The organism is Streptomyces sp. NPDC030245 (assembly GCF_055572995.1).
On sequence record NZ_JBVICF010000001.1, the window covers coordinates 199,026 to 220,428 of the forward strand.

A 21,403-nucleotide genomic window follows, 5' to 3' on the forward strand; every position below is an offset into this window, starting at 1 on the left:
GTTCATTGCGCGGCGCCTAGGCTCCCGTGCCCATGGGAACAGGGGGCACGGAGCGTGGCCGCGGGCGGTGGCGCGACCGGCCGGCCGGGCACCGCGCGCTCGCGGCCCTGCTGGCCGGAGCAGCGGGACTGACAGCTCTGGGCGCGGTACTCGTCCTCCTGCCGGGCGCGGTGGTCGACCACGATCTCGCCGGGGCGAGCGTCGCCGCGCAGGACCGACTGAAAGCCGTGAACGACGTCCGCACGACGCTTCTCCAGGCCGTGGGCGGCATGGTCGTCCTCTTCGGCGCATACGCCACCTGGCGGCAACTGCAAGTCAGCCGGGCCGGCCTGCGCGCCACCCAGGAGGGTTACGTCACCGACCGGTTCAGCACGGCCGTCGACCAGCTCGGCAGCGACAAGCTGGAGACCCGCATCGGCGGACTCCACGCGCTGTGGCGCATCGCCGAGCACTCCGCCCGCGACCGCGAGGCCGTCATCTCCATCCAGGCCGCTTACCTGCGTACGCACCTGCCCTGGCCGCCCGCCGGACCGGATGCCCCGGCGCCGGACGCGCCCGTCAACGACATCGTGCCGCTGGAGGTGCGTGCCGCCGACGCCCAGGTCGCGCTGACCGGGCTCGGCGTGCTGTTGCTGCAACCCCGGGACCAGTCCTGGGTCAACCTCAGCGTCACGGACCTGCGCCGGGCCGACTGCGACGGGCTGTGGCTGCACGAGGTCAACCTGGACCGGTCCTGCATGGAGGCGGCGGGTCTGTACCACGCCAATCTGACGCAGGCCTCCCTCGTCTCCGTCAATCTGCGGCACGCCGACCTCAAGACGGCGATCCTGCGCCGGGCCCGCTGCGTATCGGCCGACCTGCGGGGCGCCCGACTGGTCGAAACCGACCTGCGGGACGCGGACTTCACGGAGGCCGACCTGCGCGAGGCGAACCTCCGCAAGGCCGACGCGGGCGGCGCCGTCTTCCGCGACGCCGACCTGCGCCTGGCCGACCTGCGCGGCACCGACCTGAGCACGGCCGAGCTGCTCCGCGCACGGCTGACCGGCGCGCTGGCCAGCGAGCACACCCGCTGGCCGGCCGGTTTCGACCACGCGGCCGCCGGCGTCGTCGTCACCGAGGACCCCGGCCCCGAGCCTCCACCACTGCTCCAGCCCCCGGGGATCACCACGCGGCACCCGCCCCTGCGGTCCATGCCGGACGGCTGATGACTCGGTTAACAGCGGGTCAAGAATTCCCCTCGTACGACATCCGTCGGAATAGTCGCCCAGGGATACAGGTTCGACCTACAAGTAAATCTGCACGTACTTGCCGAACCCGGTACCTGCCGAACCCGGTATCTGCCGAACCCGGTCCTGCCCGACCCGACCTTCCGCCGGAGGCCCCCAACAATGTCGATGTCGACGACCCACCCACGCGGCATACGCGGAGTCGTCCCCGTACTCGCCTTCGCCGGCATCGTCGTCGCGGTGATGCAGACCCTGCTCGTGCCGGTCATCAAGGACCTGCCCGCACTGCTCGACACCTCGCCGTCGAACGCCACCTGGGTCATGACGTCGACCCTGCTCGCGGGCGCCGTCTCCACGCCGATCATGGGCCGCCTCGGCGACCTCTACGGCAAGCGGAAGATGCTGCTCACCAGCCTCGCCGTGATGGTCGTCGGCTCACTGGTCTGCGGTTTCACCGACGACCTGATCGTGATGATCGTGGGCCGCGCGCTCCAGGGCTTCGCCATGGGCGCCATCCCGCTCGGCATCGGCCTGATGCGCGACGAGCTGCCCCGCGAGAAGCTCGGCTCGGCGATGGCCCTGATGAGCTCCTCCATCGGCGTCGGCGGCGGCCTCGCGCTGCCGCTCGCCGCGCTCACCGCGCAGCACGCCGACTGGCACGCCCTCTTCTTCGGCGCGGCGGGCCTCGGCGTCCTCTCCATCGCCCTGACCCTCGTCTTCGTCCCGGAGAGCCCGGTCCGCGCCGAGGGCACCTTCGACGTGCTCGGCGCGTTCGGCCTCTCCGCCGGCCTCGTCCTCTTCCTCCTCCCCATCACCAAGGGCAGCGACTGGGGCTGGACCTCGGCCCTGACGCTCGGCCTCTTCGGCGCCGCGGCCGTCGTCCTCGTCCTGTGGGGCGTGATGGAGCTGCGCCTGAAGGCCCCGCTGGTGGACCTGCGCACCACGGCCCGCCACTCGGTGCTCTTCACCAACCTCGCCTCGATCATGGTCGGTGTCGCCTTCTACGCCGTCTCACTCGTCCTGCCCCAGCTGCTCCAGCTCCCCACCGCGACCGGCTACGGCCTCGGCCAGTCGATGGTCGTCGCGGGCCTGTGCGTGATGCCGCTCGGCCTGACGATGATGTTCACCGCCCCCGTCTACGCCCGCCTCTCGGCGAAGTACGGCCCGAAGGTGACCCTCATCCTCGGCATGCTGATCATCGCGATCGGTTACGGCGCCGGGCTCGGCCTGATGAGCGCCGCCTGGCAGACCGTCGTCATCGCGGTGCTCCTCGGCGCGGGCATCGGCCTCGCCTACTCCTCGCTGCCCGCGCTCATCATCGGCTCGGTCGACCCGTCCGAGACGGGCGCGGCCAACGGCCTCAACACGCTGATGCGCTCGATCGGCACGTCGGTGTCGAGCGCCGTGATCGGCATGGTCCTCGCCAACACCGCGGACCACGTCGGGGGCGTCGCCGTGCCCACCATGCACGGCTTCCGCGTCTCCTTCCTGATCGCCGCGGGAGCGGTCGCCGTCGGCCTGCTCTTCGCCCTGCTGCTGCCCTCGGCGCGCCGCGCCACGACCACGCAGCTGCGTGCGAGCAGCGAGGAGGACGCCAATCTGGAGCGTGCGGCCGAGGCGCTCGCCGGCTTCCACGGCGAGGTGCGGGACGCGGCCGGTACGCCCGTGCCGCGCGCGAAGGTGACGCTGATCGACCGCAGGGGGCGGCAGGCGGGCGCGGCCCTGACCGACGACGGCGGACGGTACGAGCTGACGGTGCCCGGGGACGGTTCGTACGTCCTGGCGGTGCGCGCCACGGGGCACGGGCCGCTGGCCTCGGCGGCGGCCCACCCCGGCCAGAACCGCCCGGTCCGGATGGACCTCGCCCTGCCGAGCGGGAGCGAGAGCGACGTCCCGGCCTGACATCCCGGCCTGGTCGGGGCCGCAGCGCACCACGCGTCTACACGGCACCCCCGTCACCGCGGTGGCGGGGGTGCCGTGCATCATGAGCCGGACCGCACCGCCCCACCCGCGCACGCCCCGGAGGAAGCCATGGCCGCCGAGCCCAAGCCGGAGATTCTCGCCGCCTTCGAGGCCGCCAAGGGCTTCATGCCCCGTGACGAGGGGCTCGCGCTGTACGCGGCCGCGACGGAGGCCGCGGCGCTCGGGCTGCCCCTCCTGGAGGTCGGCACGTACTGCGGCCGCTCCACCATCCTGCTGGCGGACGCGGCCCGGCAGGCCGGTGTCGTCGCCATCACCGTGGACCACCACCGCGGCAGCGAGGAGCAGCAGCCCGGCTGGGAGTACCACGACCCGGCGACGGTCGACCCCGAGGTCGGCCGGATGGACACGCTGCCCACCTTCCGCCGCACGCTGCACAAGGCCGGCCTGGAGGACCACGTGATCGCGGTCGTCGGGCGCTCGCCGCAGGTGGCGCAGGCGTGGGGCGGCGCGCTCGGCCTCGTCTTCATCGACGGCGGCCACACGGACGAGCACGCCACGGCCGACTACGAGGGCTGGGCGCCCCACGTCGCCGAGGGCGGGCTGCTGGTCATCCACGACGTGTTCCCCGACCCGGTCGACATCATGACCGGGCAGGCGCCGTACCGCGTCTACCTGCGGGCTCTGGAGTCCGGCGCGTTCACCGAGGTCTCGGTGACGGAATCGCTGCGGGTGCTGCGGCGGACGGGTACGGGGATCTGACGTACGGGAATCCGACGTACTGCGATCCGACGTACTGGGTCCGACCCCCGCGCCGTACCCGAGCGGGGAACCTGCCTCGCGGATAGGCTCGCCCTCGTGTCGTACGTAGGTCCGGAATTCGATCCGTCCCAGCCGCCCAAGCGCCGCATCGGCCGTCCGCTGACGGTGGCCGTCGCCGTGCTCGTACCGACGTGTCTGGCGGGCTGGCTCGTCCACCAGGCGACGAGCGGGTCCGACGGAAACGAACCCGCGAGATCGCTGCCCGCGTCGTCGTCCTCCTCCTCGGGAACCGGCGAGCCCGGTGAGTCCGGTGGTGAGTCCGGTGGGCCCGGCGGAGCGGACGGAAAGGGCAAAGACGGCAAGAGCGGCAAGGGCGGGACGGGCGACGGCAACGATTCGGCCACGAAGACGCCCCCGCGCAGCCCCGCCGCCGACGGCCCCCTCAAGGGCAAGGTCGTCGTGGTCGACCCCGGTCACAACCCCGGGAACTTCCAGCACACGGCGGAGATCAACCGCCAGGTCGACATCGGGACGAACCGCAAGGAGTGCGACACGACGGGCACGTCGACCAACGACGGCTACACCGAGGCCAAATTCACCCTCGACGTCTCCCGGCGGCTGCGCGTCCTGCTGGAGAAGCAGGGGGCCACGGTCAAGTTCACCCAGGACGGCGACCGCCCCTGGGGCCCGTGCGTCGACGAGCGCGCCCGCATCGGCAACAAGGCACAGGCCGACGCGGTGGTCTCCATCCACGCCGACGGCTCCGGCGCGGGCAACCGCGGCTACCACGTGATCCTGCCCGCGAAGGTGAAGGGCGGCGCCGCCGACACCTCCGCGATCGTGGCCCCCTCCAAGGAGCTGGGCGAACGCATCGCGGGAGCCTTCATCGGCGCGACGGGCAGCGCCCCCTCCAACTACGTCGGCGGCGGCACCGGCCTCGACGTCCGCAAGGACCTCGGCGGCCTCAATCTCTCCACCGTCCCGAAGGTGTTCATCGAGTGCGGCAACATGCGCGACGCGAAGGACGCGGCGCTGCTGAAGAGCGGCGAGTGGCGCCAGAAGGCGGCACAGGGGATTTCTGAGGGAATCGCGGGGTTCTTGCGGAAGTAGGGGTGTGGGTAAAGGTGAACGTCTTCGCGACGAAGCGTGGACGTCTTTATCCCGAGCAGACACCCCGCGTGTCCGGACGATATTGTCCTCCCTACGATGAGGGGCCACCCCCGCGCTTCGCGCACCGCGACACGAACGCGACTACGGCGACAGCGACGCCTCCACTGACGAGACGACTGACGAAGGACCTGAAGTGAATTTCCGCTCCCTCACTAGAGGCGACGGCGTGGTGATCGGAGCAGCGGTGTTGCTCTTCATTGCCTCGTTCCTCGACACCCTTGACGCCGACGGCGGCGACAGCGACAAGCTGCCGAACGCCTGGGACAACGGCAACCTGCTGCTGAGCGTGTACCTGCTCGGCATCATCGGTGCCGTACTCATCGTCGTGGGCCGTGCGCTGCCGCAGCAGCGCAAGGTCGCGGGCCTGGACCTCGGTCAGCTCGGCGTGGCGTTCACCATCGCCTCCGCCTGGAGCTCGCTCGGCGCGATCTTCGACACTGACCAGTCGTACAACTTCTTTTTCGACAGCCAGCTCGGCGGCGGCGAATCCCCCGACGCCGGTGTCGGCCTCATCCTCGGCCTCATCGCCGCCCTCGTGCTCGCCGCCGGTGCGGTCGCGGGCCTGATCGTCCCCGCGCTGAAGGCGCCGCTCATGGGCGCCCCCCGCCCGGCCGCCCCGCAGCCCTACGGCGGTCAGCCGCAGGGTGGCTACGGCTACCCGGGCGCCGGCGCGGGTCAGCCGCAGCCGGGTGCGCCCTACGGCGGTCAGCCGGGGCAGCCGCAGGGCGGCCAGTCCTTCGGCGGGCAGCAGCCGCAGCCGCAGGCCGGGCAGACCCCGCCGCCCGCGCAGGCGCAGCCGGCCGGTGACTTCTCGCCGTTCTGGTTCGCCGTGCCGGTGCCGCGTCCGCTGTACGCGGAGGACGGCTCGCCCACGCCGATCGCCGAACTGGCGCCCGGCACCTGGTACTTGGCTGTCGAGCAGCGCGGCCCCGGCCTGGTGGCCCAGACGCAGGACGGCCGTCGCGGCGTCCTCCAGGACACCACGGGGATCCAGCGCGGCTGAGCCGCACGGACACCTCGCGGCCCCTCGCCCTTCCGGGCGGGGGGCCGTTGTCGTACAGTCGCCACCCGCCACACCACTGACACCCCGTCAGCACCACCGGGAGGGCGCATGCGGCTCGGGCTCGCACTCGGTTACTGGGGGCGCGGCCCCGACCCCGGGCACGTCGCCCTCGCGCAGGAGGCCGAGCGGCTCGGGTACGCCTCCGTGTGGACCGCCGAGGCCTGGGGCTCGGACGCCTTCACGCCGCTGACCTGGATCGCGGCGCGCACGTCGCGGATCGGCCTTGGCACCGCCGTCGTGCAGATGGCGGCGCGCTCCCCCGTCACCACCGCCATGCACGCGCTCACCCTCGACCACCTCTCCGGCGGGCGGCTGATGCTCGGCCTCGGGCTCTCCGGGCCGCAGGTGGTGGAGGGCTGGTACGGGCGGCCGTTCCCGAAGTCGCCGCTGACCGCGACGCGTGAGTACGTGGAGGTGATCCGGCAGGTGCTGCGGCGCGAGGGGCCGGTGGCGCTGGCGGGACGCTTCCACACGCACCCGTATGCCGGCGAGGACGGCACCGGCCTCGGCAAGGCACTCAAGCCGATCACCCACCCGCTCCGCGCCGACCTGCCCGTCCTGCTCGGCGCGGAAGGGCCCAAGAACATCGCGCAGACGACGCGGATCGCCGACGGGTGGCTGCCGTTGTACTGGTCGCCGCTGCGGACCGACGTGTACGAGGCGTCACTCGCCGACGTCCCCGAGGGGTTCCTGATCGCCCCCATGGCCCGCGCCGAGGTGTGTGACGACGTCGCCGAGGGGCTGCTGCCCGTCAAGGCCATGCTCGGCTTCTACATCGGCGGGATGGGACACTCCGCCCGCAACTTCCACGCCGACCTGATGGCCCGCATGGGGTACGAGGACGAGGCCCGGCGCATTCAGGAGCTGTTCCTCGCGGGGCGCAGGGAGGAGGCGGTCCTCGCCGTGCCCGACGCGTTCGCGGACGAGATCTCGCTGGTCGGGCCGCGGGCGCGGATCGCGGAGCGGCTCGAACTGTGGCGCCGGGGCCCGGTGACCGACCTGCTCGTGCTCGCCCCGGACCCGCACACCCTGCGCGTCCTCGCCGAGCTCAACTCATAGGGCCCGCACGGCTCAGCCCTTCGCCAGCTCGCCCGCCGACGGCACCTTGTCCTTGACCTCGGCGCCCGCCTTGCTGCCCGCGCCCTTCACGTCCTTGATGATGTCGTCGAAGGAGTTGACGACCGAGTCGGTCCCTTCGCCCTTGCGGAGCTTGGAGGGGAGGTCCTTCAGGGCGTCGATGCCGGACGTCAGCGGGGCCACCGCCTTGGAGAGGGTGGGGTCGCCCTTCGCGTTCTTCGTCGCGGCCTTCAGCCTGTTGTACGTGAACGCGCCCGCGAGGCCCGCCTTGACGAGGGTGAACTTGCGGCCCTTGGCGCCCTTCTTGAACTTGCCCGCGCGGTACGGCTTCACGATCCACTGGTAGGTCGCCCCCGCGGCGAGCCCCGCGTTGGCGACGAAGCGGGTCTTGGCGAACTTCTGCTTCTCGGCGCTGCTGCTGGGGGACGGCGCGGACGCGGTGGCGGTGTCCTCGCCGCTGCCGCCGCAGGCCGTCGCACCGGCCAGCAGGGTGCAGCAGAGCGTGAGGGAAACTCCGGCACGGCGGACGGTGACGGTGCTGGGCACGGCGGGGCCTCCAGGCGTGGGCGGGCGGCGCGCGGGAGAGCGCGGACCTCTTCACAGCCTCGCCCGGGCCACCGGGCCCCGCCACCGGGATGGACCCGAACGGGTTTCGAACGGCGGCTTCCCCGGTACCCGGAAGCCATGTCTCCCACGCGGAACTCCCACGGCAGCACCGCGGCACGGGTCATCGCGCTCGTCGCCGACATCATGGCCGCCATCCTCGGCCTGTGGATCCTGATGTACCTGCTGGACGCGAACCGCGCCAACGACCTCGTCCAGTTCGTCCACGACGCGGCCCGCTGGCTGGCGGGCTGGTCGCACGACCTGTTCACGTTCGACGAGAACTGGGCGCGGGTCGTCGCGGGCTACGGTCTCGCCGCGATCGTCTACCTGTTCATCGGGCACGCGGTCGCCAACCGCCTGCGCCGCTACTGAGACGGGTGTCCGGGCGGCTCGCAGCACTCCGGGGCGAGCCCCCGCGGCAGGTGGTCGCCCGAGAAGACGGCGCAGGTGGCCTCGTCGCCGCCCAGGGCCGCCGCTGCGAGGAGCAGGGAGCCCGCGGTCCAGGTGGTGAGTTCCTCGGGCCAGATCGTCCTGTCGTCGAAGACGTAGCCCGTCCAGTACAGGCCCGACTCGGGGTCGCGCAGGTGCTGGATGGACTGGAGGATCTCCAGGGCGCGGTCCGACTCGCCCAGGATCCACAGGGCGAGGGCCAGTTCGGCGCTCTCGCCGCCGGTGACCCAGGGGTTCGGGACCACGCAGCGCACCCCGAGGCCGGGGACGACGAAGCGGTCCCAGCCCTCCTCGATGCGGGCCTTGGCCTCCGCGCCGGTCAGCGCGCCGCCGAGGACCGGGTAGTACCAGTCCATCGAGTAGCGGTCCTTGTCGAGGAAGCGCTCGGGGTGGCGGCGGATCGCGTGCCCGAGGGCGCCGGCCGCGAGCTCCCAGTCGGGCTGCGGCTCGTCGCGCTGCTCGGCGATGGCGAGGGCGCAGCGCAGCGCCTGGTGGATGGAGGAGGAGCCGGTCAGGAGCGCGTCCGTGACGGGCGTGCCGTCGTCCTCCCGCTTCCAGCCGATCTGCCCGCCCGGCTGCTGGAGGGCGAGGACGAACTCGACGGCGGCGACCACGGCGGGCCACATCCGGTCGAGGAACGCCTCGTCGCCGGTGGAGAGGTAGTGGTGCCAGACGCCGACCGCGAGGTACGCGCAGAAGTTGGTCTCGCGGCCGCGGTCGGTGACGTCGTGCGGGTCCCCGTCGGCGTACGCCGCGTACCAGGAGCCGTCCTGGTTCTGGTGGCGGGCGAGCCATTCGTAGGCGCGCTCGGCGGCCGCGTGCTCGCCCGACGCGTCCAGCGCCATCGCGGCCTCGGTGTGGTCCCACGGGTCGAGGTGGTGGCCGCGGAACCACGGGATGGCGCCGTCCTCGCGCTGGACGGCGAGGATGCCGCGTACCGTCGCCGCGGCCTGAGCGGCCGTCAGGACGCCGGGCAGGACGAGGTGTTCGGTCCGCTCCGGGCTCGTCACTTGGCGGCCGCCGCGGCGTCGGCGGAGTCGGCTGCGGACGCGGGCAGGTGCGGCTTGGTGGCGTAGGCGACGAAGCTCTTGCCGACCACGGGGTTCAGCAGCTGCTCGGCCACCCGCGTGGCGAGGGGCTTCTTCATGATGTCCCAGACCAGCAGCTTGTGATACGCGCGCACCGGCAGCGCCTTGTCGTTGTCGACGCCGAAAGCGCACTTCAGCCACCAGTACGGGGAGTGCAGCGCGTGCGCGTGGTGGGTGCCGTACGGCTTGAGGCCCGCTTCCCTCATCCGCCCGAGCAGCTCGTCGGCCTTGTAGATGCGGATGTGGCCGCCCTCGACCTCGTGGTAGGCGTCGGAGAGGGCCCAGCAGACCTTCTCGGGGCCGTAGCGCGGGACGGTGACCGCGATACGGCCGCCGGGCTTGAGGACGCGGACCATCTCCGCGAGGACGCCCTTGTCGTCGGGGATGTGCTCCATCACCTCGGAGATGATCACGACGTCGAACGAGGCGTCGGGGAAGGGCAGGTTGAGCGCGTCGCCCTCCATCGCGGTGGCGGTCGCGCCGGCCGGTGCCTCGCCCGCCTCCTCCATCGCGGCGAACCACTTGGCGACCTCGCGGATTTCCTCGGCGTTCCGGTCGAGGGCCACCACCCGCGCGCCGCGCCGGTAGCACTCGAAGGCGTGCCGGCCCGCGCCGCAGCCCAGGTCGAGGACGCGGTCGCCCGCGGCGAGCGGGAAGCGGGTGAAGTCGACGGTCAGCATCAGCGATGGCTCCCGGAGTGCGTCGAGTACGTCGTGGTGGCCGCGGCGCGGCCGGGGTTCGTGGCCGCGGCGCGGGCGATGGCCTCGCGGTAGCGGTCGGCGGTGCCCTTGGCGGCCTGCGCCCAGGTGAACTTGGCGAGGACGCGCTCGCGGCCCGCCGCGCCGAGCCGCGCCCGCAGCGCGGGGTCGCCGAGCAGCCGGTTGAGGCCGACGGCCAGCGCGCCCGCGTCGCCCGGCGGCACCGCGAGACAGGTCTCGCCGTCGGGGCCCGCGACCTCCGGGATCGCTCCGCCGGTGGTGGCGAGGAGCGGGGTGCCGGTGGCCATCGCCTCCGCCGCGGGGAGGGAGAACCCCTCGTACAGCGAAGGGACGCAGGCGACCTGCGCCGAGCGGACGAGGTCGACGAGTTCGGCGTCGGTGATGCCCTTGACGAACTCGACGGCCCCTTCGAGGCCGTAGCGCTCGATGGCCTGGGCGACGGGCCCGTCCTCGGCGCGCTTGCCGACGACGACGAGGTGGGCGCCGGGGTGTTCGGCGCGGACCTTGGCGAGCGCCTCGACGAGGTGGACGAGGCCCTTGAGCGGCACGTCGGCGCTGGAGGTGGTCACGATCCGTCCCGGTACCTCAGGGACGGCCGGGTCCGGTGAGAAGAGGCCGGTGTCGGCGCCGATGTGGACGACGCTTATCCGGTCGTCGCGGACGCCGAGGTGGTCGACGATCTCCTGGCGGGAGGTGCCGGAGACGGTGAGGACCGAGGGCAGGCGGCGCGCGACGCGCTTCTGCATGCGGGTGAACGCGTACCAGCGGCGGACGGAGGCGCGGCGCTTCCAGTCGGGCGCGGCGTCCAGTTCGAGCTGCCGGTCGACGGTGATGGGGTGGTGGATGGTGGTGACCAGGGGCGCGCCGAGGTCGCCGAGGAGGCCGTATCCGAGGGTCTGGTTGTCGTGCACGACGTCGAACTCGCCGCGCCGGGCGCGCAGATGCCGCCGGGCCCGCAGGCTGAAGGTGACGGGCTCGGGGAAGCCGCCGGTCCACATCGTCGCCACTTCGAGGGCGTCGACCCAGTCGCGGTACTCGTCGCGCTTGGGCGTGCGGAAGGGGTCGGGCGAGCGGTAGAGGTCGAGGCTGGGCAACTCGGTCAGCTTGAGGTTCTCCAGTCCCGCGCCCTCGTCCAGGACGGGGTAGGGCTGTGCGCCGATCACTTCGACGCGGTGGCCGAGCCGGGCCAGTTCGCGCGAGAGATGGCGTACGTAGACGCCCTGTCCCCCGCAGAACGGGTTCCCCTTGTACGTGAGGAGAGCGATGCGCAACGGGCTTTCGCCGTCGGCGCCCGAGCCCTTGCGGGGGCCTGCCTCCATGGCCTCAGCGGTCACTTACGGCCCCCTTCTCCCTGCAGTTCTCCGCGAGGTTACGCCGGGACGGTAATCTAGAACAAGTTTCAGACTTGATCGCTGAATGATCGCTGGACGAGCTTTGAATCTACCGGCAGGTAGGCGAGGTGTAAGGCCCGGATCAGGTGATTCGCGCCACCACGGGCTCCCTGCCATGCTGTGCGATCTCGCGAGGCGTTTTCGGAGGGGCATCGACATGACAGCGGAAGTCAAGGCGGCGAGCCCTGCGGCGCCACCCCTCACCGAGCGCCAGGAGGCGCGCCGCCGCCGCATCCTGCACGCCAGCGCCCAACTGGCCGGCCGGGGCGGCTTCGACGCCGTGCAGATGCGGGAGGTCGCCGAGGCCGCCGGCGTCGCCCTCGGCACCCTCTACCGCTACTTCCCCTCCAAGGTCCACCTACTGGTCGCCACCATGCAGGACCAGCTTCAGCAGATGCACACGACCATCAGGAAGCGCCCGCCGGCCGGCGAGACACCCGCCGAGCGGGTCGCCGAGACGCTGATGCGGGCCTTCCGCGCGCTCCAGCGCGAACCGCATCTGGCGGACGCGATGGTGCGGGCCCTGACCTTCGCGGACCGCTCGGTGAGCCCCGAGGTCGACACGGTGTCCCGGCTGACGACGGCGATCATCCTGGACGCGATGGGGCTGACCGGGACGCCGACCGCGCAGCAGCTCTCCGCGGTCCGGGTCATCGAGCACACCTGGCACTCGGCGCTGATCACCTGGCTCTCGGGCCGGGCCTCGATCGCCCAGGTGAAGATCGACATCGAGACCGTGTGCCGGCTCATCGACCTGACGGCGGAGTCCCGGACGTAAAGAAGTCCGCCCTGCCGTCTGCCGCACAGGGGCGCACAGTCGTATGGCAAATGCGCCCCCCGCCTCGTCCTTGGCCAGTTCTCTGCGTCACGACGGGGGTACTCACCGCTATGAATGGTCAGCGTGCTTGAACGGAGCAACCGGAAGCGGGGGGCTGGAGGGGCAAGTGTGATCCGGGTTCTTCTCGTGCACGACGCCTGTCTGTTGCGAATGGCTCTGGCGGAACAACTCGCCCGGGAGCCGGATCTGGAGGTGTTCCACGCGCCGTGGTCACACGCGCGCGGCCGTCAACGCAGCGTAAGACCGGACCTCTGCGTGGTGGATCTCGACGACGAGGCCACCTACGCGATGGATCCGCTCGGCGATCTGACCGGCCCCTCGGCGCTCGGCAGGGGCTGCCGGGTCCTGGTGCTCGCCACGGCCAACCGGCCGGGGCAGCTGCGGCGGGCGGCGGAGGCGGACGCGCTCGGTTACGTGAACAAGGCGAGCCCGCCGGAACGGCTGCTCGCCGGCATCAGACAGGTGGCGGCCGGCCGGCGGTTCGTCGACGAATCGCTGGGGTTCGGCTTCCTCAAGGCGGCTCAGATGCCCCTCACACGGCGGGAGTTGAGCGTGCTCTCACTCGCCGCCAGGGGCGCGTCGGTCGCCGAGATCGCGAACAGTCTCCATCTGTCCAACGGCACGGTGCGCAACTACATGGCCGCGATCACCCGCAAGACCGGGGCGCGGAACAGGATCGACGCCATAAGGATCTCGCAGGGCGAGGGGTGGGTGTGAGACGGCATCCGGCTCTCCCCACTCCCCCGCCCCGTTGAGATCCCGGTAGAGGGAGGAAAGCTCCATCAGCTCGTCGTGCCGGCCGCACAGGGCGTGCGCCCCGTCCATCACCAGGACGCGGTCGGCACGGCGGGCCGAGCTGATGCGGTGGGCGATCACCACCAGGGTGCCGCCGGGGCGCGCCGCGAAGGCCCGTTCGGCGCGCGCCTCCGCGACCGGGTCGAGGTGACAGGTCGCCTCGTCGAGGACGGCCAGCGGGGCGTACGAGAGGTGGGCGCGGGTCAGCGCGATCAACTGCCGCTCCCCCGCCGAGAGTTCCGCCGGAGCGAGCGGGGCGTCGAGCCCGCCGAGCCGCCCGATCAGCGGGGCCAGGCCGACGGCTTCGGCGGCCGTGGTCATCTCCTGCTCCGGGACGGGGTCCGCCCGCAGGTAGCACAAGTTGTCGCGGAGCGTCCCGGTGAAGACGTACGCCTCCTGCGGGATGAGGACGCGACGCCCCACGGCCCCCTCGCCGCGCACGGGCATCCCGTCGACTCGCACGTCCCCGGCGTCCGGTTCGAGGAGTCCGGCGATGATTCCGGCCAAAGTTGATTTGCCGATCCCACTGGGTCCGACGACGGCGAGATGCTCCCCGCGGGCGACGGTGAGCCCCAGGTCGCGCAGGACGGGCTCGGCGTGGGGGCCGTAGGCGAAGGTGACGGAGGAGAGGTGGAGGGCCGGGGTCTTCTTTGGCGGAACAGGTTCGGCGGCTTCCGGCGACGGGGGGTCGGCGGCCCCCGTCGCCGGGGTCGGTGTCCCGTCCGTGTCCGGCGGCGGGTCCCACACCAGGCGGCGCAGGACGATCGCCAGGCGGGCGCCGCTCGTGCCCAGGCCGTTGATCAGGTTGTGGAGGGCGGGCAGCAGGGCCTGGGTGACGTAGGCGAGGGCGCCCACCAGGGCGCCGGGCGTCACTCCGTTGTCCAGGAGCCAGGGGCCCGTCGCGAGGAGCAGGACGAGCGGGAGCTGGCCGCCGGTCGCGAGGGCCGCCGTGCGCAGGAGGCCCCAGCGGGCGAGCGCGCCGGCCGCCGCGTACTCCCGGGCGACCCCCCGGTCCAGGTCCGCGGCCACGTCCTGCTCCGCACCCGCCGCCGCGACGTCCCGCAACCCCGGCCCGACCACGCCCAGTTGGCCGGCCAGCCGCTCGTCCGCGACCAGGAAGTCCTCCTGCCGCCGGGCCAGCGGACGCAGCGACACCACGAAGAGGCCGATGCCCGCGAGGAGCGGCGGCGCGACCACGAGGAGCAGGAGCGGGTCGAGCGAGAAGAGTCCGGCGAGCGCGCCCGCCGCCGTGAAGACGAAGGAGCGGGAGACCATCACCAGGCCCGCGAAGGTGTCCCTGGCGATCTCCACCTGCTGGGTGAGCCGGGAGACGGCGGCGCCGTCCGCGTCCCGCAGGCCGCGCCCGACGACCTGCCGCACGAGGGTGTCCCGCAGCGGCTCCACCAGGTCGGCGACGGCGCGGTACACCTGCCCCGTGCCGTACGCGGCGACCAGCACGCCGAGCGCGGCCGCGCCGAGCCAGCCGAGGCCGACCGCCTCGCGCCCGTCGAGGAACCCGTCGTCCAGGGCGCGGGCGAGTGCGTACCCGGTGAGGAACGTCTGGCCGGTCTCCAGGACGGACCAGAGTGCGAGCCGCGCCACCACCGGCCACCTGCGCCGCAGGAAGCGGACGCCCCGTCGGTACGGGCCGTGCGCGCCGGAGGACGGCCTCACGCGCCGAACACCTCCCGGTACTCCGGCCGCTCCCACAGCTCCGCGTGGGTGCCGACCGCCCGGATCCGCCCTTCGTGCAGCCAGGCCACCGTGTCCGCGCGGGCCGCCGTCGCCGCCCGGTGGGCGATGATCAGCCGGCTGCGGTGCGGGGTGTGGCGGAGCAGCGCCTCGGCGATGTGGTGTTCCGTCACCGTGTCCAGGCTGGACATGGCGTCGTCGAGGATCAGCAGGCGGCCGCCGCGCGCGAACGCCCTTGCCAGGCCGAGGCGTTGGGCCTCGCCGCCGGAGAGCGGGGCCTCGGCGCAGGGTGTGGCGTAGCCGTCGGGGAGTCGGGTGATGAAGGTGTCGGCGCGGGCCGCGCGGGCCGCGTCGCGGATGCGCTCCGGCGTCGGGCGCGGTGCTCCGAGACCGATCGTGTCCTCCAGGGTCTCACCGAGCAGCGCGGGCCGCTCGAAGGCGTAGCCGACCTCGCGGCGCAGCTCCTCGCGGCCGAGCGCGTCCAGCGGGACGCCGTCGAGGCGTACGACGCCTTCGTCGGGGTCGGCGAGGCGTCCGGCGAGGGAGGCGAGCAGCGACTTTCCGGCGCCGGACCGGCCGACCACGGCGACCGTGGCGCCTGCGGGCACGGTCAGGTCGACGCCGTCGAGGACGGCGCGTCCGCCGCGCGATGCCTTGACCCCGCGCAGCTCCAGCAGGCCGCCCGTGGGCGGGAGTTGTGTGGTGCCGTACGGGGTGGCCGGTTCGTCGAGGACCTCGGCCAGGCGGTGCGCGGCGGCCTTCGCCCGTACCAGGCCGCCCAGTTGGCCGACGAGCATGCCGATGCCGGTGGCGAGGACCGCGTACCGGGTCGCGGCCAGCAGGTCGCCGACGCTGATGCGCTGGTCGAGCACGAGGAGGCCCGCCACCGCGGCGACCGCGATCTGGAGGAGCGGCGCGACGGCGACGGCCTGCGCCTGGGAGCGGCCCTGGACCCGCCACATCCGGTGGCCCTGGTGGGAGAGTTCGGGGAGGGTCCGCAGGACGCGGGCCTCCTCCTTCTCCTCGGTGTGCGCGGCCGCGATGGTCCGCGCCCCGCCGATCGCCTCGCTGAGGCGGCCCGCGATGTCCCCCTGGATCCGCTGGTAGCGGGCCACGCAGTCGGAGGAGACGCGCACGAACGCCCGCAGGAGCAGGAAGAGGACGGGTGCGCCGACGACGAACACGACGGCGAGTAGGCCGTCGATCAGGGCGAGGGCGATCACCGCGCCGACGGGGGTGACCAGGGCGGCGAGGAGCGCGGCGAAGGTGGCGGGCGCGATGCCCGCGTGTGCCGCGTTGTCGATGAGGCGCGCCACCAGGTCGCCGGGGGCGAAGCGCGCGGTGGTCCGCGGTCCGACGGCCAGCACGTGGCGTGTGACGCGGCCGCGCAGCCAGGCCGTGGTGCGGGCGTTGGTGGTGCCGGTGAGGACGCCGTCGACGGCGTCGAGGAGGGCGCTCGCGCCGATCAGCGCCGCGCACGCGAGGATCCAGCGGGTGGTGTCGGGGTCGGCGCGGCCGGTGAGGTGGCCGGTGAGGACGGCGTCGAGGGCGTGGCCGATCGCGAGCGGCAGGAGCAGGGTGGCGCCGGACCCCGCGACGGCGCAGAGCGCGAGGACGGTGCAGCGGGCGGCGCTGTACCGGGTCGCCGCGCCCAGCAGGCGGGTGTCGGCGGCGGGTCGGTGGGGACGGGTGGTCGTCGTCGCCATGCGGTCCTGGTCTCCGTCGCCTCGTCCTTCGGTGTTCCGTGGCGGGGAAGGGGTGGGCCCGGGCGGGCCCCTCGCGAGGTGCCGCCCGGGCCTTGTATGCCCCGCTCAGATGCGGTCAGGCGTCAGAGACACAGAACGACGCTCGCGTCGCTCCAGCAGAGGAGCAGGCTCGCGAGGCTCGCGCCACCGCCGCCGCCGGTCATCTCGTCGGACTCCATGCTTTGCAGGTCGAGAAGTGCCATGGTCTTACCCTCTCTCTCGGGGGATTGCTTTCTCTCCGTGCTGGTTGTGTCACGACCCCGCTGTGTCGCGGGACCGGCTCTTGGGCCGCCGCAGGGGCGGCAGGAAGGGGACGTGCGCGGTGCCGTCGCCGAGCGCGGCGGCGAGTGCGAGGAGGCAGCCGGCCGTCCCGGTGTGCAGGTCCATGGACAGGCGCAGCATCTGGTGTCCGGGGAAGGCGAGCTGCCCGGCGTACGCCATGGCGAACCAGCCGAGTTCCTCGATCTGCGCGGCGCTGTCCTCGGGGGTGATGCCCGGGGTGGTGGTGCGGTTGACGTGCAGCAGCAGTCCGGCGCGCCCTTGGACCAGGCCCGGCTGCACGCAGAAGCGGGAGCGGGCGGCGGCGAGGATGGCGGGCCGTACCGCCTCGAACACGGCGTCGTCCCGGTGTACGAGGTAGTCGTCGATGACCATGCCGATGCCGACGCTGCCGTCGCCGAGGTAGGGCATGGTGCGCCAGCCCTCGTTGACGGCGAGGCTGCCGTCGCGCTCCTGGGTGACGCACTGGGCGAGGTCGGCGCGCAGGGCGCGGGCCGCCAGGTCGAGGAGCGCCGGGTCGCCGTCGCGCTCGTAGAGCCGCAGGAAGAGCAGGGCGGGGCCGGTGGCGCCGCGCAGCAGTCCGGCGCGCCGCCGGCCGGGCTTCGCGGTGGCGTCGGCGGTCTCGGCGGTGAGGCGTTCGGCGAGGAGTTCGGCCGCGCGCCGCGCGTCGCGGGCGAGGGTGGTCTCGCCGGTGCTGTGCGCGAGGGCGTCGAGGGCGAGGCCGAGTCCGGCGAGGCCGCCGTACAGGTCGGAGGGGAGCCGCTGCCAGTTCTCCCGGAGGATCGCCTCGACGAGGTCGAGGGCGCGGGTGCGGTGGCCGAGCCGGTCGAGGACGTGGGCGACGCCGGCGAGACCGTCGTGGAGGCCGAGCGGGGTGCCGGTCGGGGCGGGCGCGGTGTGTTTCAGGAGCCAGCGTTCGCCCTCCTCGTAGCGTTCGGCGCCGCTCTCGGCGAGGGCGAGCAGCACGCCGGCCGCGCCGTGCGCGAGGCCGAGGCCGCCGCCCTCGGAGAACTGCGCGATGTCGCCGGGGAAGAGCCGGTCGTCGCGTTCCGGGGTGGCGGTGGCGAGGATGGCCTTGACCATGGAGTCCCGGCTGTGCGGCCAGTCGCCGGGGTCGACCAAAGGCGTGGCCGTCACCGCCGCGGGCCCGGGGCTCCCGGCCGTACTCGGGCCGCCGCGCTCGATCTCCGCGACCGCCTCGGCCAGGAACTCCTCGGGTACGTCGGGGAATTCGGCCGCGATCACCTGTGCGAAGTGGGCGGCCTTGCCGCGGTCGATGGAGAGCAGCGAGGTGATCGGCAGGAAGAGGGCGAGGCGCAGACAGGCGAGGGCGTAGCGGTCGATGTCGGTGCCCCTGCGGTCCGGTGGCGCGAGGAAGCCGGGGTGGGCGACGACTTGGCGGCCCGCGTCGCCGACGGCTGTCGCCGCCTCGAAGTCGAGGAGGGAGACGGACTTCTCGTCGGGCGAGACCATGATGTTGAAGAGGTGCAGGTCGTTGAAGACGACGCCCCGCTCGTGGACGGCGGCGACGGCCTCCTCGACGGCGCGGTGCATGCGCAGCGCCCAGGCCGTGTACTCCGCGATGGCCGCGGTGTCGGGCCGGCTGGTGCACAGCGGGTGCCGGTGGGCGAAGAACGAGTTGAGGGTGGACCCTTCGAGGAAGTCCATGACGAGGAAGCGGTGGCCGTCGAGGAGGAACCAGTCCCGGACCTCGGGGGCGACGCCGAGTCCGGAGAGTTTCTCCAGGGCGTCCCTCTCGCGTTCGAGCCGGGCCACGGCGTCGGCGCCGTCGGAGGCGAGGCCCGCGTGCGGGCGGCCCTCCTTGAGGACGACCTTGCGGCCGTCGCGGGTGTCGGTGCCGGCGTAGACGCCGCCGCCGTTGGAGAAGTGCAGGGCCTTCTCGATGCGGTACGGCAGGTCGGCGAGGGTCGTCGTGTTGCGGGCCGCGAGCGCCGGTTCGAGGAAGGCCGGCAGGGTCACCCACTCGGGGACCTTGAAGGCGGGGTCGCGCGGGTCGGGTACGAGCTGTCCCTCGCCGTTCTCGATGGCGGGCACCAGGGTGCCCTTGCCGTTGTCGCACATGCGGCGGGTGAACGCGCCGTACCTGACGTACAGCGGGCCCTGCCGCCAGCGCAGGTCGGTGAGGATGTACGGTCCTTCGGACCCGTCGAGCAGGTCGCCCAACTCGCCGAGGGTCCGCTCCAGTTGCGCCTCGTCGGCCGGGTAGACGGTGACGGCCTTGCCGCTGTGGTCACGTCCGGCGTACTTGCTGTTGCGCAGGTGCAGCAGGTGCTTGGCCGGCACGAACTTGAAGGGGATGCCGCGCGGCACGCAGTAGTCCCACACGGTCGCCGTGACGCGGTCGGCGTTCTCCAGGGTGGCGGAGACGTGGATCTTCCAGCCCTGCTGGGGGCCGGGGAGCGAGGTTCCGCCGTCGTCCACGGGGACGAGGGAGAGCCAGTCGCCGATGCGTCCCGAGCGCCATCCTGCGGGAACGGGGCGACCCGCGGCGGGGAACTCCGGGGCGCTCGAAGCACCCTTGGACGACAACCGGTCCGGGGTCTCGTAGAAGTGCCTGTCGGCCAGACAGTAGACCTCGTACCGCTTGTCCATGGTGTCCCCTCTCCGCTGGGCGTGGCAGAGAGATTTCCAGGACGCAAAGAGGCGGAACAGTCACGAGTGTCATCGGATGGCCGTGCGGAACGCATGCGTAAAGTCACGTTCGCTCTTGTTCGAGAGCACAGAGTATCCGCGGACCGGACAAATGGCGACGCCCGCGCCTTGATCAGGATGAACAGGGCGCGGGCGCACGGCGTTCGGGCCGGTCCGGGCTACTCCTCCGGCGGGAAGACGATCTCGCCGCCGCCCGCCAGGGCGATCGTGATCGCCTCGACCGGGCAGCCCTCCGCGGCCTCCAGGATCTTCTCGTCGGCGTCGGTCTCGGCCGCGGTGGGGTGCGACTGGCGGGCGGTGTCCAGCTCGAAGCCGCCGGGCGCGGTGAGCACGCACATCCCGGAGCCGATGCAGACCGACCGGTCGACCTCGATGTGCCAGCGGTCCCCCATCAGGCACCGCTCCCCTGGTAGCCGTTGGGGAGGTGGATCATCTTGTGCTCGAAGTACTCGCCGTACCCCTCGGGGCCGAACTCGCGGCCGAGGCCGGAGTTCTTGTAGCCGCCGAAGGGGCCGAGCATGTCGAGGCTGAAGGTGTTCACGGAGTACGTCCCGGTGCGCACCCGCCGTGCGATGTCGATGCCGTGCTCGACGTCGGCGGTCCAGACGCTGCCGCTGAGTCCGTAGTCGGAGTCGTTGGCGATCCGCACCGCCTCGCTCTCGTCGCCGTACGGCAGCAGGCAGATGACGGGCCCGAAGATCTCCTCGCGGGCGATGCGCATGGAGTTGTCGACGCCGCCGAACAGCGTCGGCTCGACGTACCAGCCCTGGTCGAGGCCGGGCGGCCGGCCGCCGCCCGCGAGGAGCTTGGCGCCCTCCTCCTGGCCGATGCGGATGTAGTCGAGGGAGCGCTGCTGCTGGCGCCGGGCGACGAGCGGGCCGAGTTCGGTGGCGGGGTCGAGCGGGTCGCCGACCTTCAGGGCGGACGCGGCGGCGGCGAAGGCCTCGGCGAACTCGTCGTAGCGGGTGTGCGGCACGAGGATGCGGGTCTGGGCCACGCACGCCTGGCCGTTGATCATCCAGGCGAACGGCGTGATGCCCGCGACCGCGCTCGCCGCGTCGGCGTCCGGCAGGACGACGGCGGCCGACTTGCCGCCCAGCTCCAGCGTCACGCGCGTCAGGTTGCGGGCGGCGACCTCCATGACGCGTTTGCCCGCGGCGACGGACCCGGTGAAGGAGACCTTGTCGACGCCGGGGTGCCCGACGAGGTACTCGCTCACCTCGCGGTCGGCGCAGATGATCGAGAGGACTCCTTCGGGCAGCCCCGCCTCGGCGGCCAGCTCGGCGAGTATGTACGCGTCGAGGGGCGCCTCCGGGGAGGTCTTGAGGATCACCGGGCACCCGGCGAGCAGCGCGGGCGCCAGTTTGGCGGCGGCGGTGAACTGCGGGACGTTCCACGGTACGACGGCCGCGACGACACCCATCGGCTCGCGCCGGACGAGGATCCTGCCGAGGACTCCGTCGCGCGCCTCCTCGTACGGGAAGTCGCGGGCGACGGTGATCGCCGCGTCCCACACCATCATCGCGGCGAGCGCCTGCACCATCACGCTGGAGGTGTAGGGGGTGCCGTTCTCGGTGCTGATGACGCGGGCGATCTCCTCGTGGCGCGCCGCGAAGCCGTCCTTGATCTTGGTGATGACCTCGATGCGCTCGTCCAGGGTCATGCGCGGCCAGGGCCCGTGCTCGAAGGCCCCGCGGGCGGCGGCGACGGCGCGGTCGACGTCGGCGGGGGCCGCGTGCGGCACCCGCGCGAAGACCTCGCCGGTGTGCGGGGAGACGACGTCGATGACGTCCTTGCCCAGCGGGTCCACCAACTCCCCGCCGATGAACAGCTGTCCGTGTTCCACGAGCTCGGTCATGGCTGACTGCCTCCTGCGGGGCGGTTCCTGACACCGTTTCAGAACTGATAC

At 72.6% G+C, this 21,403-nt stretch carries 18 protein-coding genes and 1 pseudogene; 9 read left to right on the plus strand and 10 right to left on the minus strand.

Features of this window, described 5'->3' with window-relative positions; genetic code table 11:
* The first annotated feature begins 32 nt into the window (after positions 1-32).
* From ACZ4Z4_RS00840 to ACZ4Z4_RS00865, 6 genes are all read left to right on the plus strand, one after another.
* Entirely contained in the window at positions 33-1,205 is a 1,173-nt protein-coding gene (locus ACZ4Z4_RS00840; protein WP_468320325.1) for a pentapeptide repeat-containing protein, read from the plus strand.
* 183 nt (positions 1,206-1,388) lie between these two features.
* Positions 1,389-3,128: an MFS transporter gene (locus ACZ4Z4_RS00845; protein WP_468320327.1), complete on the plus strand. Its 1,740-nt coding sequence runs from the start codon at positions 1,389-1,391 to the stop codon at positions 3,126-3,128.
* A 129-nt stretch (positions 3,129-3,257) separates the two neighbouring features.
* Positions 3,258-3,908: a class I SAM-dependent methyltransferase gene (locus tag ACZ4Z4_RS00850; RefSeq protein ID WP_468322033.1), complete on the plus strand. Its 651-nt coding sequence runs from the start codon at positions 3,258-3,260 to the stop codon at positions 3,906-3,908.
* A 96-nt stretch (positions 3,909-4,004) separates the two neighbouring features.
* Positions 4,005-5,018 carry an N-acetylmuramoyl-L-alanine amidase gene (locus ACZ4Z4_RS00855; protein ID WP_468320330.1) on the plus strand — a complete coding sequence of 338 codons (1,014 nt, stop codon included), beginning with the start codon at positions 4,005-4,007 and terminating at the stop codon, positions 5,016-5,018.
* A gap of 193 nt (positions 5,019-5,211) precedes the next feature.
* A complete protein-coding gene (locus ACZ4Z4_RS00860; RefSeq protein ID WP_468320333.1) occupies positions 5,212-6,081 on the plus strand; it encodes a hypothetical protein in 870 nt (289 codons plus the stop codon).
* 108 nt (positions 6,082-6,189) lie between these two features.
* Positions 6,190-7,200: an LLM class F420-dependent oxidoreductase gene (locus tag ACZ4Z4_RS00865; protein WP_468320335.1), complete on the plus strand. Its 1,011-nt coding sequence runs from the start codon at positions 6,190-6,192 to the stop codon at positions 7,198-7,200.
* Between the two features lie 12 nt (positions 7,201-7,212).
* On the opposite strand, the gene ACZ4Z4_RS00870 is transcribed toward ACZ4Z4_RS00865, so the two are convergent.
* Entirely contained in the window at positions 7,213-7,764 is a 552-nt protein-coding gene (locus ACZ4Z4_RS00870) for a hypothetical protein (RefSeq protein ID WP_468320337.1), read from the minus strand.
* A 138-nt stretch (positions 7,765-7,902) separates the two neighbouring features.
* On the opposite strand from ACZ4Z4_RS00870, the gene ACZ4Z4_RS00875 reads away from it, so the two are divergent.
* Positions 7,903-8,196 carry a hypothetical protein gene (locus ACZ4Z4_RS00875; RefSeq protein ID WP_468320340.1) on the plus strand — a complete coding sequence of 98 codons (294 nt, stop codon included), beginning with the start codon at positions 7,903-7,905 and terminating at the stop codon, positions 8,194-8,196.
* On the opposite strand, the gene ACZ4Z4_RS00880 is transcribed toward ACZ4Z4_RS00875, so the two are convergent.
* The 3 genes from ACZ4Z4_RS00880 to ACZ4Z4_RS00890 are packed head-to-tail and all read right to left on the minus strand — an operon-like array spanning position 8,190 to position 11,415.
* On the minus strand, positions 8,190-9,284 hold the full coding sequence (locus tag ACZ4Z4_RS00880; RefSeq protein ID WP_468320342.1) for a prenyltransferase/squalene oxidase repeat-containing protein: 1,095 nt from the start codon (positions 9,282-9,284) through the stop codon (positions 8,190-8,192). The two genes, ACZ4Z4_RS00875 and ACZ4Z4_RS00880, sit on opposite strands and share 7 nt — an antisense overlap.
* Positions 9,281-10,042, minus strand: a complete 762-nt coding sequence (locus ACZ4Z4_RS00885; RefSeq protein ID WP_468320344.1) for a class I SAM-dependent methyltransferase — start codon at positions 10,040-10,042, stop codon at positions 9,281-9,283. Before ACZ4Z4_RS00885 ends, ACZ4Z4_RS00880 begins: the two co-directional genes overlap by 4 nt.
* The gene (locus ACZ4Z4_RS00890; RefSeq protein WP_468320347.1) at positions 10,042-11,415 is read right to left on the minus strand and encodes a glycosyltransferase family 4 protein; all 1,374 of its coding nucleotides are present in this window, start codon (positions 11,413-11,415) and stop codon (positions 10,042-10,044) included. The genes ACZ4Z4_RS00885 and ACZ4Z4_RS00890 overlap by 1 nt, the downstream gene beginning before the upstream one ends.
* Before the next feature lie 214 nt (positions 11,416-11,629).
* Between ACZ4Z4_RS00890 and ACZ4Z4_RS00895 the strand changes: the two genes are divergently transcribed.
* Both ACZ4Z4_RS00895 and ACZ4Z4_RS00900 read left to right on the plus strand, forming a co-directional pair.
* Entirely contained in the window at positions 11,630-12,250 is a 621-nt protein-coding gene (locus ACZ4Z4_RS00895) for a TetR family transcriptional regulator (protein ID WP_468320349.1), read from the plus strand.
* Positions 12,251-12,598: 348 nt separating this feature from the next.
* Positions 12,599-12,943: pseudogene (locus ACZ4Z4_RS00900) on the plus strand (LuxR C-terminal-related transcriptional regulator); the annotation flags it as partial.
* On the opposite strand, the gene ACZ4Z4_RS00905 reads toward ACZ4Z4_RS00900, so the two are convergent.
* From ACZ4Z4_RS00905 to ACZ4Z4_RS00930, 6 genes are all read right to left on the minus strand, one after another.
* Positions 12,869-14,779 (minus strand): ATP-binding cassette domain-containing protein, encoded by a 1,911-nt coding sequence (locus tag ACZ4Z4_RS00905; RefSeq protein WP_468320351.1) that lies wholly within the window; start codon positions 14,777-14,779, stop codon positions 12,869-12,871. The pseudogene ACZ4Z4_RS00900 and the gene ACZ4Z4_RS00905 sit on opposite strands and share 75 nt — an antisense overlap.
* The gene (locus tag ACZ4Z4_RS00910; RefSeq protein WP_468320354.1) at positions 14,776-16,503 is read right to left on the minus strand and encodes an ABC transporter ATP-binding protein; all 1,728 of its coding nucleotides are present in this window, start codon (positions 16,501-16,503) and stop codon (positions 14,776-14,778) included. Before ACZ4Z4_RS00910 ends, ACZ4Z4_RS00905 begins: the two co-directional genes overlap by 4 nt.
* A gap of 122 nt (positions 16,504-16,625) precedes the next feature.
* Positions 16,626-16,745, minus strand: coding sequence for a SapB/AmfS family lanthipeptide (locus ACZ4Z4_RS00915; protein ID WP_468320357.1), 120 nt, complete (start codon positions 16,743-16,745; stop codon positions 16,626-16,628).
* 49 nt (positions 16,746-16,794) lie between these two features.
* On the minus strand, positions 16,795-19,434 hold the full coding sequence (gene lanKC / locus ACZ4Z4_RS00920; protein ID WP_468320360.1) for a class III lanthionine synthetase LanKC: 2,640 nt from the start codon (positions 19,432-19,434) through the stop codon (positions 16,795-16,797).
* A gap of 218 nt (positions 19,435-19,652) precedes the next feature.
* Positions 19,653-19,886, minus strand: coding sequence for a ferredoxin (locus tag ACZ4Z4_RS00925; protein WP_468320363.1), 234 nt, complete (start codon positions 19,884-19,886; stop codon positions 19,653-19,655).
* Positions 19,886-21,352 carry an aldehyde dehydrogenase gene (locus ACZ4Z4_RS00930; RefSeq protein WP_468320366.1) on the minus strand — a complete coding sequence of 489 codons (1,467 nt, stop codon included), beginning with the start codon at positions 21,350-21,352 and terminating at the stop codon, positions 19,886-19,888. The genes ACZ4Z4_RS00925 and ACZ4Z4_RS00930 overlap by 1 nt, the downstream gene beginning before the upstream one ends.
* Between the last annotated feature and the right edge of the window lie 51 nt (positions 21,353-21,403).